Origin of the sequence: Pseudomonas putida (genome assembly GCF_002025705.1) — a bacterium.
In the GTDB taxonomy this organism is placed as follows: Bacteria; Pseudomonadota; Gammaproteobacteria; order Pseudomonadales; family Pseudomonadaceae; genus Aquipseudomonas; species Aquipseudomonas putida_J.
In genome coordinates this window covers 2,589,564-2,600,994 of sequence record NZ_CP018846.1, presented here as the reverse complement: position 1 = coordinate 2,600,994, position 11,431 = coordinate 2,589,564, and the positions used below count along the sequence as shown (strand labels likewise).

Annotated in this window: 10 protein-coding genes; 5 read left to right on the top strand and 5 right to left on the bottom strand. The window is 59.4% G+C overall.

What is annotated here, in order from left to right:
* Window positions 1–2: 2 nt before the first annotated feature.
* Genes BUQ73_RS11705 through tssI form a run of 3 tightly spaced genes read right to left on the bottom strand, consistent with a single transcriptional unit; the run spans window position 3 to window position 2,959 of the window.
* Entirely contained in the window at window positions 3–470 is a 468-nt protein-coding gene (locus BUQ73_RS11705) for a DcrB-related protein (RefSeq protein ID WP_079228072.1), read from the bottom strand.
* A gap of 37 nt (window positions 471–507) precedes the next feature.
* A complete protein-coding gene (locus BUQ73_RS11700; RefSeq protein WP_079228071.1) occupies window positions 508–1,092 on the bottom strand; it encodes a hypothetical protein in 585 nt (194 codons plus the stop codon).
* Between the two features lie 10 nt (window positions 1,093–1,102).
* The gene (gene tssI, locus BUQ73_RS11695; protein WP_079228070.1) at window positions 1,103–2,959 is read right to left on the bottom strand and encodes a type VI secretion system tip protein TssI/VgrG; all 1,857 of its coding nucleotides are present in this window, start codon (window positions 2,957–2,959) and stop codon (window positions 1,103–1,105) included.
* A 715-nt stretch (window positions 2,960–3,674) separates the two neighbouring features.
* Here tssI and BUQ73_RS11690 point away from each other — a divergent pair.
* Both BUQ73_RS11690 and BUQ73_RS11685 read left to right on the top strand, forming a co-directional pair.
* On the top strand, window positions 3,675–5,135 hold the full coding sequence (locus BUQ73_RS11690) for a DUF6861 domain-containing protein (RefSeq protein ID WP_079228069.1): 1,461 nt from the start codon (window positions 3,675–3,677) through the stop codon (window positions 5,133–5,135).
* 8 nt (window positions 5,136–5,143) lie between these two features.
* Complete coding sequence (locus BUQ73_RS11685; RefSeq protein WP_079228068.1) at window positions 5,144–5,461, top strand: hypothetical protein; 318 nt, start codon at window positions 5,144–5,146, stop codon at window positions 5,459–5,461.
* A gap of 622 nt (window positions 5,462–6,083) precedes the next feature.
* On the opposite strand, the gene BUQ73_RS11675 is transcribed toward BUQ73_RS11685, so the two are convergent.
* Both BUQ73_RS11675 and tri1 read right to left on the bottom strand, forming a co-directional pair.
* Window positions 6,084–6,785, bottom strand: a complete 702-nt coding sequence (locus tag BUQ73_RS11675) for a hypothetical protein (protein ID WP_079228067.1) — start codon at window positions 6,783–6,785, stop codon at window positions 6,084–6,086.
* Window positions 6,786–6,880: 95 nt separating this feature from the next.
* The gene (gene tri1, locus BUQ73_RS11670; protein ID WP_192858697.1) at window positions 6,881–7,996 is read right to left on the bottom strand and encodes an ADP-ribosylarginine hydrolase Tri1; all 1,116 of its coding nucleotides are present in this window, start codon (window positions 7,994–7,996) and stop codon (window positions 6,881–6,883) included.
* A gap of 549 nt (window positions 7,997–8,545) precedes the next feature.
* Between tri1 and BUQ73_RS11665 the strand changes: the two genes are divergently transcribed.
* The 3 genes from BUQ73_RS11665 to tssC all read left to right on the top strand — a co-directional run bounded on the left by BUQ73_RS11665 (window position 8,546) and on the right by tssC (window position 11,416).
* A complete protein-coding gene (locus BUQ73_RS11665; protein WP_079230539.1) occupies window positions 8,546–9,295 on the top strand; it encodes a hypothetical protein in 750 nt (249 codons plus the stop codon).
* A gap of 64 nt (window positions 9,296–9,359) precedes the next feature.
* Window positions 9,360–9,899 carry a type VI secretion system contractile sheath small subunit gene (gene tssB / locus BUQ73_RS11660; RefSeq protein ID WP_060511758.1) on the top strand — a complete coding sequence of 180 codons (540 nt, stop codon included), beginning with the start codon at window positions 9,360–9,362 and terminating at the stop codon, window positions 9,897–9,899.
* Window positions 9,900–9,913: 14 nt separating this feature from the next.
* Window positions 9,914–11,416 carry a type VI secretion system contractile sheath large subunit gene (gene tssC / locus BUQ73_RS11655; protein WP_060511716.1) on the top strand — a complete coding sequence of 501 codons (1,503 nt, stop codon included), beginning with the start codon at window positions 9,914–9,916 and terminating at the stop codon, window positions 11,414–11,416.
* Window positions 11,417–11,431 lie beyond the last annotated feature (15 nt).

Sequence of the window (11,431 nt, the reverse complement as noted above, 5' to 3'; positions counted from 1 at the left end):
GGTTACTCCTGTTCGCTTGGCTCGGTAGTCGCTCCACCGTTCGTACTGGGCTGGAAGCTCGCCAGCAGGTTCTGCCAGTCCTGATTCTGCTGAGGGCTGAAGTCTGCCTGGGCGGTTGTGGAGAAAATCAGTGCGCGTTCAGGCGTCAGCAGAAACGCGGCCTGACGCTGGTAGAACGGGCGGCCTTCATTCATGTAGTAAGCATCGATCTGCAGGCCCTCGATGGGCGCTGTGCTCGACAGGGTGACGGCTTTGGTCCCCATGAGCGAGTAGCTGCGCAGCTTGGACGAAAGCATCTTCACCTGCCGCTCGACGTAGGCTTTCAACGCTTCACCCGGCAGCAGATTGTCCCTGGAAACCGTGATGCTCAAGGGGGCAGGAACACTGGCACCCAGTACGAACATGTTGACGGTGCGGTCCTGGAAGCCTTCAGGCAGCACGATTCCACCTTCCTGCAGTTGATAGTCCATGTAATGAAAATTCCTGATAACGAAAAGGGGTTGCGCCTCAGTTGCCGACAAGGCCTGCCAGCATGCTGTCAAAATCGATCAGCCAGAGACTGAGCGCTGGCCTGGAGGGGTCGACCACGCACGAAATATCGACCCATTGCAATTTATCCTGCCCTTGGACTGGCACCAGAGCACCTACGAGCCTGCCGTGTCTTTGTTCAAGGCCCGCGGCAAAATGAAAATCCAGCACCTTGGCTGCATTGCCGGCAAGGCTGCAATCACGCTGCCGTATAACGCGCAGTGTTGGATTGGACTCACACAGCACCTGTATCGAGGCGTCGAACAATTGTTCCAGTGCTTGCTGCGCAGGCGCATCGCGTCGGCGGATTTTCAACGAGACAGTTTCGCCTTCGTGTTCGAGAGTGGTCTGGATGTCGCGAAAACGAAAGCCGCCTGGAAACTGCAAGTTGAACCCGCCGAAGGTGAAACTGCTGGCCACCTCCTGCAGCGCCACGGGTACCGGCTCCGGCTCAGGCAAAGGTTCGGCGGCCTTGGCTTCTTCCGCCAGCTTGGCAAGGCGCGCCTCCTCTTCCAGCGCTTCGCGCCTGGCGGAGATCCGGTCGTAGATCGAGGGTTTGTACATGAGCCTGGCCTCAGTCGTTGATCCGCACCGGGGCGCCTGTGATCTTGGTGATGTCGGAGCTGGTCGTGGTAATGACCTTGCCCTTGATTTCGATGCCTTCCGGGGTCAGCGTGATGCTGCTGTCGCCGACCTGCAGAATGATGTGCTGCTTGGCCGCCACCTGGATGAACTGGTTGTCGACCTGCAGGGTGTAGGAGCCCTCGGTCACTTTCACCACGGTGTCTTTCTTTACCGTCTCGGTGTGCGTGCCGCCAACCGTGATCGCGCGGTTGTTGCCCACATCATGGGTCTCATCGAGCTCGATCTCGGTATCCATGTTGCGCTCGGCATGCATGATGATCTGCTCGGCGCCGGCCTTGTCCTCGAAGCGGAAGAAGTTGGCGGTACCGCCGTCGCCCTTCATCGAGCGGGTCAGGAAACCGCTCTGGGTCTTGTTCGCCGGCAGCGACCATGGCGGGGTGTTGGTGCTGTTGTACAGACTGCCCATGATCAATGGGCGATCCGGGTTGCCATCGAGGAACACCACCACCACTTCGTCACCCACCCGCGGGATCTGGATGCTGCCGAAGCCGCCGCTGGCACCGGACTGGGCGACGCGCACCCAGCACGAACTGTGGTCGTTGTGCTGGCCCTTGCGGTCCCAGTGGAACTGGATCTTCACTCGGCCCAGTTCGTCGGTGAAAATCTCCTCACCCGGTGGGCCGACGATGATGGCGGTCTGCGGGCCGGCAATGGTCGGCCTGGGCGTGCTCAGCTGCGGGCGGAACGGGATTTTTTTACGCACGCAGGTGAAGGTGTTGTAGTAGCTGGCCTGCTGGCCGCTGAGGTAGTTGTTGTGGCCTTCGCTTTCCACGCTCATCAGCAGGAACTGGCGGTCTTCGACGGCGCCCTGGTCGTGGCTGTAGTGCTGCAGCAGCTCGAAGGTATAACCGGGCTTCATGGCCCGACAGTTACTGGCGCCTTCGAACTTCTTGCCACGCAGCTCCAATGCCTCGATGCGCAGGCGCAGCAAGGTTTCGCCTTCGTCGTAGGTGCCGTGGGTGTACTGGCCGGGGAAGTCGTAGATTTCGAAGTTTTCCACGTCGCCCTGCTTGTTCACGCTGTTCATCGCCACCGGCAGGCGGTTGTTGGGCTGGCGGTAGTCGAAGGTCTGCGTGGCCATCTTGCCGGACTGCAACTGGCGGTTGCCGCTCCATTGGGTGATGGAGTCGGCGGTCTCGGTGACCGAAGCGCTGTGGAAGCGGATCTGCGGTTGTTCGGGGATGTCCACCAGGGTGCTGGAATCATCGCAGATGATCATGGTGTGGCCTTCGGCGGTGTGCTCGAAGTAGTAGAACATCCCCTCCTCCTCCAGCAGGCGCTGGACGAAGTTGAAGTCGGTTTCGCGGTATTGGGTGATGTAGGTGTAGCGCTTCTGCGGGCGGGTCAGGCGGAATTCGTGGCGGGAGAACGCCGGGCACAGGGCGAACACCTCCGTGACCACTTCCTCGACCGTGTTGCCCTGGAAAATCCGCGTGTCGAAGCGGTTCTTGAGCATCGAGAACCATGGGTTGAGGGTGGCGGTGTAACGCGCCATGCCACCGTCGCTGCCGATGCTGGCAAAGCGCGTGAGGTAGCCGGTGATGTAGCGTGGGCCGCCCTCGGCCAGCTCGATCTCGATGCTGACGTGCTGGCCCATCATGGACTTGAGCGGTACACCGGAATCTTCGCAGACCAGCAGCAGTTCGTAGTTGAACGCCCGCGACAGGGCCTCGACGCCCTTGAAGGTTTCCAGCAGCAGTTCCTGCTCGGGGTTGGCCAGGTTGTGAAACTTGAACAGGCGGCGGTTCTGCGGCGACAGCAGCGCGGAGGCCAGGTCCATGATCATGCGAAATCTCCTTGAAAACACGGCCAGCACGCTAATGCGATGCTCAGCTACAACTCTGATCTTGCGGGCGTATTCGGCATGCGCGCATAACGCGCGTGCCCTGCGGAATCATGCGACTGCCGGCATGATGGAAAGTGCCATCATGCGTTGAATTTAATGCGACCTGGTTCACATTGCCGAATGCCAGGCAGGCAGAAGCGCCCAAAAGGAGACACCGGCAAATGATGCCCTGTCAACACATCGCAAGCCTTGTAACGCTGAGCTTAGATCCCTGCAAAGCGATATCACATCGCCACTTTTCGCAACCATCACTGTTGCGCCAAAGCGCTACGGGCCATCGCCGAATGGCCCGTAGCAGAAGGTTTTTCAAGTGGTGATCGGAGCCCATACCTGACCACGCCAATTCGAGCTGTCCGCTTCCTTTTGCGTCCACCACGCTCGCGGAGAAAAATGTTTCATAACGTGGATTGGTTCAAATTTTTCGCCATTCATCCATTCTGGCAAATGGCTAGCGTGGGCACTGGCTGTACTGGCACTAGCGGCGAGCGAACAACCATGATTCGGACAACGATATTTAATTGCCATCATTGCCGCACACCCCTCTCATGAGAACAATGAACGCTCCGTCGGATCTTCACGCCAATCTCGAGGTCTGACGCGACATGCTGCGCTCGCCGCCGAAGCGCCGCCCACCTCCATGGACAGTGAAGCGAAAATGGATCTTTTGACCAACATCCCCAGCTGGGGAGACATCGAGCGCAATCTCGAGCAGAAATTCAGCGAGCTCAACCAGAGCGTCGACAGCGGCCTGAACAGCGCCCACGAAGCCTGGGACGGGTTCAGCCGCCGAGTGAGCAATGGCGCCAATCAGGCCTATGGCTACCTGGGTGGCCAGCGCATCGACAACGTACGCCAGGCCATGGCCCTGTCCTACCCGATCATCCAGGACAACCTCAAGCGCAAGTGGTCTTCCATCGGCATCGAGCAGATCCTGCCGGTACTGCTGCAGCTGGTCAAAGAAGTGTCGATGATCCTCGGTGGCAGCGTGGCGGTGGGCTCGCTCGCTGGTGGCGTGGCCGGGGCCTTTGCTTTTGGCGTCGGCGCGGCGCCGGGCGCTGTGGCCGGTGCCGGCATCGGCCTGCAGGTCGGCAACCTGATCCTCATGGGCCTGGGGCTGTCTGCCATTGCCGAGTATTTTTACCAGGGCCTGCCGGCCTGCCTGTCGACCCTACAGCAAGGCATGGCCACCGCCTGGTTTGCCGAGGATGGCCTCAAGCCCGCTGGCCTGGACCCGACCGGCGGTTCGTCGGCGCAAGCCCAAGAGCGCGTCGAGCGCGCCGCGCGCCAACTGGCCCGCGGTCAGGAGCAACTGGTGTTGCTGCTGCTGACGGCCATTGTCACCTACCTGACCCGAGGGCAGCTGAAAGCAGGCATAGTCAGCAGTGCGGAAAGTATTGCCACACGCAGCGCCCGACTGCAGGCCGAAATATCCAACAAACAGTTGGCAGCATGGCTGGCGAAGAACGAGCAGAAGCTGCTGGCGAACCCGGAGCTGCAGGTCAAGGAGGCGACTCCGCTCAAGCCGGCGGAGCCGGAAACACTGCGGGAGTTCTACAGCAAGCAGGACCCGAATTTCACCTCGATGGAAGACCAGATCAAGAAGGTCAGCACTTTCGAGACCAAGGGTCTGTCGAACGCCCAGATCGAAGACTTCCTCAACACAGCAGACGGCGAGAAGCTGCTGAGCAAGCTGCAGGCCGCAGCCCCGGATGCCGATGCCACCACCATCTACTCGCGTGCGTTCGACCAGGTGGCGTCCGGGTCGACCATCCCCGAGGTGAAGATGATCGACTCCGCACTGGTCAAGATCGTGCCTGAAGGGCAAGGCGTGTCACCCTATTCTCCTTTCTTCACCACCCATGAAGAGCTTCAGGCGGCGGCAAGGTCCGGCAAGACATTGGCTGACAGCTTTGGCTTGCCACTGGGCAGTGAATCGACACGGTATTCGATCTTTGAAATGTCACCGTTGCAGCCAACCGAGGTATTTGTGAGTAAAGTTGCACCTACTACCGAGCTGGGTGGCGCCATCTCACGCAGCGGCGAAGCGATGCAGTACCTCACGCCCAATCGCGGCGAATGGGGCACTCCGAAACTGATGGGCACCATCTCCAACTAGGGCTGACCATGAACACTGAAACACTCAAACAGAAGTCACTCAAGCTTCGCCAAGTCATCGACAGCCTGAAGGCGCAAGACCCTGTCGCGATGAAGCTGAGCGTCGAACTGGAGCCACTGCTGAAGGCGGCAGATCAGGAACGTATCCGCACCCCGATGGAGTGGCGCGACATCCCCGGGCGCTACCTGTTCACCGAAGAGGGGCTGCAGCAGTATGGCGATCTCGAGCACGCCTTTGCCGAGTTTCGCATCGAGCTGACAGGGGGCGAATCACCTACCCTGCGCAAGCTCAAGGCGCGTATGGGGGAGAAGCCGTCGCAGGGATGATGGACGGGCAACCTTGCCCTCCTATTCAAGGCGGACTCAATGACATCGGCTAGCAGCGAAACTGGATCAATAGCATTCAGGCTTCGAGCTGCTCTGACCTTACTCATCTGCGCAAGCGTGGGTCTGTTCGCCGTCTACTGGCTAATCACACACGTGCTTCCCATTTACGGCCAGATGTGGCGTCTCGCCTCTGTTATCGAGGTCCCGTATATGGCTTTTGGCTTGCTCATGGCCCCGCCTGTCATGCTCGCTTGCGTTGTTGCCAGTGCTTTTGCGATATGTACAGGCGAACGATTCGCGCCACACAATAAGTCCGTGTTCGGAAAATTCCAGACAGCGATGCTGAAAGCGTCTGTCTACTCATTAATTGTGGTCGCACACCTCGCAGCCATTCTCACCACGGTAGCGCTCAACAAACTAGACTATACGAGTTGCCCCCAACTCAGAAAATCTGGCTCGGCCTGGCAGACCTATTGGGTAAGTCACCCTGGCTTTTGCTTTGTCCCTGACAGCTATACAGAAAATAGGTGGCCCTGCAAAAATGTAGAGGTCAAGAAGTTATGCATCAACATGGGTGAATAAGCAGGGGCTGATCAATCCACCAGCGCAGCGCTAATTCTCCTCACTCGCCATTCCCCCTGACAGCAAAAAGCCTGCCCAGCCACGAAGCGGCGCGCAGGGCTCTAATGGCATCTACATCCCTGAAGGTATATCGACAGTTCTTTTTTGCCTCACGTGCCTTCAGCGCCCTCAAAGCCCATATTTTGTCCCGGTTGTAGAACACCATGAACAAGGCCATGAACACGAAGAAGTAGATCAACCCGGTCATCGGCACATCATGAGCTTTCATCAGTGGGTAGGTCAAACTGCTCAGCCCCGCACCCAGCCCGGCTTGCCACCACCTAACCGGCTCCGGAGCCTCGATGGATTCTACGCGAAGCCCGTCGAACTGAAGCACGCTGCTTTTGCCAGGCCAGACGCAAACCAAGCCATATGCCAACAGTGTAAAAACTACCGGAGCGAGGCATAGTGCAGCTGAGGCAACACCGCCAAGCTTCATCTTTTTGTAGCTGATGCCCATCGCTAGCAGGGTAGCGAATAAAGGCGCGAAAGAAAGATTAAAGAAGAGCCGCAGGTTAGCATAGACAACAAAGCGTTCAGTTCGATAGGCACATTCAATGCACCACACGGTCATCGCGACCAACGCACTGGCTGACAAGATGATAAAAAATGGCGGGCTAACGCCAATGATCATCACCGCTATGATTACCATCAAAAGCCATGCCGACCAAATTTTTTGAAAAAAACGCTCAACGGTAAACATGAGTTCAATCCATTTGATCAATCGGACGCAGAGCGCCAATCGTGCTTAACCTGAGCGTCTCGGCAAGAGAGCACGCAACCCACATACAGAAATTTTCACTGTTGGTCGTAAGTAAGCTCATCTAACTCATCATCCGGCGGCGCAAGTTCAAACATTCGGCTAGCCAAATCACGAATGTGTTGCGACCAGGCAACTTTAGCCACCCACGCCGGCGGCATGCCCGACACCCCATACAGGGCGCCCGCAATCTGCCCCGCCGTCGCCGCCACACTGTCGGCGTCATCGGCAAGGTTGGCCGCCAACAGAATCGCATCCCGGAAATTGTCCGTATTCCAAACAGCCCACAGCGCTGCTTCCAAGGTATCGACCACATACCCAGACGAGCGAATCTGCTCACGGGATTTGTGCTTGTACTCGCCGGCATTGATGATCAAGGCCCGGGGTTGCAGGGGGCGTACCTTTGGCGACAATGCCTCCTCCTTGTCCGCCCCATTGAGCGCCAAATGCAGCTGCGCACCGAACAATTTGCAGCACTCAGAGACCTCGATCGCGCCATGGGTCACGCTGCTCTGCGTCACGCTTTCCCACCAGGTTGCCGAAAGTGAGTGGTGCCTGAAAATGGCCGTAGGCGCGAGCCGTATCAACGAACCGTTGCCCGCTGTCGAGGCCTCGAGATTGCCCATCCACGCAAGCCCTTGGGCTTCCCACCCTTCCAGCGCTCGGCGGGTGACATTGCCGATGTCGAAGCAGCGCCCATTGACGCTGTTCTCACCTTGCCGATACCAGCGCACCATCGCATCGGCAAAGGTCGCGTAATCGAACTTGCCTTGGCTTGCGTAGGTGTCCGCCAGGCACAGGGCCATGCTGGTATCGTCGGTCCACTCACCCGGCGCCAGGCGGTAAGGACCACCGCCGACCATGTCGGTGACATGCCCCTGATCGCGCCGCTGAAACTCCAGGGTCGTGCCAACCGCATCACCAATCGCCAGCCCCAACAGTGCACCTTGCGCGCGGTCCAGCGCCTGCTCCGGTGATAACGTGCAATGCCTGTCGCTCAGCCAGGCGGGCTTGATACGCGGCAGCCTGGGGGCATCAGGTTCCAGCGTATAGCTCATGCGCTGCCGCAACTGCGGCGACCACTCAGGTAGCAGGTCGGCGTAACGCTGGGCGTACTCACGCAGCGTTGCATCCGGGCTTCTCAGGTCGATCATGCTGACTCCTTGCCGTGGGTTGCCTTCATCCATGCGAACATTCTGCTGAACATGCCAATCACAGGCAACAGCACCCACAAGCATCTGCTCAGCAAACGAGACCTATCCAAACGCGTGCGCCGAAGGTGCGAAAGTCCATCATCCGTACGGCGCATTCCGTCGCATTGCCATCATGGAAATCGGCATTCCCAAAACGTCCGAGCCGGCACGAAATGAGACCAGGTTCACTTTTTGCAAAAAACTTTTTACGCCAATTTTTACCCTTCTTTTAACACTTAAGCCCCCTGACTTTAGGGGTCAAAGCCCCATTTTCAGTAGTCGAAACTCCTCGCCAATAGCACGGCGCCATCATTGCGCAACTTCACATAACAGGGAAAAAATCGCGCCCCTCGCCGGAACTTCTTCCCAAGCGGGGTGCCCTACTCGGCATTGCTGGCAACACGATATTCATGTGCCAGCACTCAAATTTGCCGCAGCCGAGAGGCGCGATTTCAGGTCCACGCCATTGGCGTTTCAGGACGATCAAGCAGGCTCATGGACGATGTACCGATGACACAGACATTCGATGTCGAAGCACTGATCAAGCTGCGTAGCCAGACGCGGGCGATCTCCGATGCGCTGAAGGCGCAGGCGGCGGATTACCTTGCCACCGTGGCACCGCTGATCCGTCCGCAAACCCTGTTTGGCGAATACCTGCAAGGCGCCCAGCGCAGCAGCGGGCGCGAAACCCAGGGCCATTTCCAGTCGTTGATCGAACTCTACGAGCGCATTGGCTCGGCCGCGCCGTTCCAGCTGGTCAGCGAACTGGAAGTGCCGCTGAACCTGATCAGCACCACCCCCGAACTGTTCCCGCTGGAATACGACAAGGTCCTCGAACAGAGCGGCCAGGTCATCCGCATCACCAGCCCGACGCGCTGGGTGGTGGGCTTCCACGCCTTCGACCTGGCACAGTTTCGCAACGTCATCAAAGACCCCAACCGCAGCAGCGCCGAGCTGTACCGCTTCGTGGTGCACTACCTGGTGCTGTTCTATTGCCTGAGCAAATCGCCGGGCCTTGGCCGGCTGTTCGAAGGCCTGCGCTACGGGCTCAGCTTCGAGCGCCTCAAGGGCTTTGGCGACCTGCCGTTCTGCGTCATCAGTTCGCCGGTACGTTCGGAACTTCCTGACGATTCGGTCATCCGTAGCAGCACGCAAATTGCCGGCAACACCAGCTTCGAAGAACTGGTGGGGCGCGACAACATTCTGGAAATGAACGACGACATCAAGCAGCGCCTGCTGCTGACGATCGAAGGACTGTAACGCGCAGGGCCCGCTGGCGGGCCGCGCAATGATTCGCAGCGAATTGCTCGCACTGGAGAACACGATGGCGAAGAAGGAAAGCACCCAGCACAAACTCGACCGCGTTCGCGCCCCTCGGGTCCATATCACCTACGACGTGGACATCGGTGATGCCATCGAGAAAAAGGAGCTGCCTTTTGTCGTCGGCGTGCTGGGCGATTTCTCCGGCAACCCGCTGGAGCCGCTGCCCAAGCTCAAGGACCGCAAGTTCGTCTTCATCGACCGCGACAACTTCAACGGCGTGCTCAAGGGCATCAAGCCGCGCCTGACCTACCGCGTCGACAACACCCTGGCCAAGAACGGCACCCAGCTGGGCGTCGAACTGAACTTCAACAGCCTGGAAGACTTCGAGCCACAGAACGTGGTCAAGCAGGTCGAGCCGCTGCGCAAGCTGCTGGAAGTGCGCAACAAGCTGGCCGACCTGCGCAACAAGATGGGCGGCAACGACAAGCTCGAAGAGCTGCTGATGGACGTGCTGCAAAACACCGAAAAGCTCAAGACCCTGGGCCAGGAATTCGGCCGTGAAGCCGAAGTGAAAGACCCGTCCAGCGACGATCGCGCCTGAGCAGGAGCCCGAACATGACCGACAAGCAAACCGCACCGCAACAGGCCGGCGACCTGGTCGAAGTGGAAAACTTCGCACCACAGCCTTCGCTGCTCGACAGCATCATTTCGCAAAGCCGCGTGGCCCGCTCCGACACCGAGCGCAACCGCACCCGCGACCTGATCGGCGAACTGGTGAACCAGGTGCTCGAGGGTGAAATGACCCCGAGCAAAGACCTGATCGCCGTACTCGACGCGCGCATCGCCGAAATCGATTCGATGCTCTCCGAGCAGATGAACGAGATCATGCACGCCCGTGAGTTCCAGCAGCTGGAAGCCTCCTGGCGCGGCCTGAAGTACCAGGTCGACCAGACCGAGACCAGCACCACGCTGAAGATCCACCTGCTCAACGCTTCGAAGAAAGACCTGGTGCGCGACCTCAAGGCCGCCAGCGAATTCGACCAGAGTGCGCTGTTCAAGAAGGTCTACGAAGAAGAGTACGGCACCTTCGGTGGCGCCCCGTTCGGCATGCTGATCGGCGACTACGAGTTCAAGCGCAGCCCCGAAGACATGTACCTGCTCGAAGAAATCTCCCACGTTGCCGCCGCGGCCCACGCGCCGTTCATTTCGGCCGCCTCGCCAGAGCTGTTCGGCTGGGATTCGTTCACCGAGATGTCCGGCCCGCGTGACCTGGCGAAGATCTTCGACACCGTCGAATACGCCAAGTGGAAGTCGTTCCGCGCCTCGGAAGACTCGCGCTACGTCGGCCTCACCCTGCCCCACGTGCTCGGCCGCCTGCCATATGGCCCGGATACCACGCCGGTGGAAGAATTCAACTTCGTCGAAAGCGTCGACGGCCGCGACCACAACAAGTACCTGTGGATGAACGCCGCCTACGCCCTCGGCACCCGCGTCACCGATGCCTTCTCGCGCTACGGCTGGTGCGTGGCCATTCGCGGCGTGGAAGGTGGCGGCCTGGTCGAAGGCCTGCCGACCCACACCTTCAAGACCGACGACGGCGAAATCGCCCTGAAGTGCCCGACCGAGATCGCCATCACCGACCGCCGCGAGAAAGAGCTGTCGGACCTCGGCTTCATCCCCCTGGTGCACTGCAAGGGCACCGACTACGCCGCGTTCTTCGGCACCCAGTCGGCGCAGAAGCAGAAGCAGTACAACACCGACATCGCCAATGCCAACGCACGCCTGTCGGCGCAGCTGCAGTACATCTTCGCCACTTCGCGCATCGCTCACTACATGAAAGCGATCATGCGCGACAAGATCGGCAGCTTCGCCTCGCGCATGGACGTCGAGCGCTTCCTCAACCAGTGGCTGGCCAGCTACGTGCTGCTGGACGACACCGCCAGCCAGGAGGCCAAGGCCAAGTTCCCGCTGCGCGAAGCCCGCGCCGAGGTGTTCGAGGTGCCCGGCAAGCCAGGCGTGTACAAGGCCGTGACTTACCTGCGCCCGCACTACCAGCTAGACGAACTGACCGCCTCGCTGCGCCTGGTCGCCGAATTGCCGCAAGGCGCCCGCGGCTGACCGGCCGGTGTGTAC

Coding starts and splice junctions, on each gene's coding strand:
- BUQ73_RS11705 (WP_079228072.1), bottom strand. CDS start 470: ATGGACTATCAACTGCAGGAAGGTGGAATCGTGCTGCCTGAAGGCTTC.
- BUQ73_RS11700 (WP_079228071.1), bottom strand. CDS start 1,092: ATGTACAAACCCTCGATCTACGACCGGATCTCCGCCAGGCGCGAAGCG.
- tssI (WP_079228070.1), bottom strand. CDS start 2,959: ATGATCATGGACCTGGCCTCCGCGCTGCTGTCGCCGCAGAACCGCCGC.
- BUQ73_RS11690 (WP_079228069.1), top strand. CDS start 3,675: ATGGATCTTTTGACCAACATCCCCAGCTGGGGAGACATCGAGCGCAAT.
- BUQ73_RS11685 (WP_079228068.1), top strand. CDS start 5,144: ATGAACACTGAAACACTCAAACAGAAGTCACTCAAGCTTCGCCAAGTC.
- BUQ73_RS11675 (WP_079228067.1), bottom strand. CDS start 6,785: ATGTTTACCGTTGAGCGTTTTTTTCAAAAAATTTGGTCGGCATGGCTT.
- tri1 (WP_192858697.1), bottom strand. CDS start 7,996: ATGATCGACCTGAGAAGCCCGGATGCAACGCTGCGTGAGTACGCCCAG.
- BUQ73_RS11665 (WP_079230539.1), top strand. CDS start 8,546: ATGACACAGACATTCGATGTCGAAGCACTGATCAAGCTGCGTAGCCAG.
- tssB (WP_060511758.1), top strand. CDS start 9,360: ATGGCGAAGAAGGAAAGCACCCAGCACAAACTCGACCGCGTTCGCGCC.
- tssC (WP_060511716.1), top strand. CDS start 9,914: ATGACCGACAAGCAAACCGCACCGCAACAGGCCGGCGACCTGGTCGAA.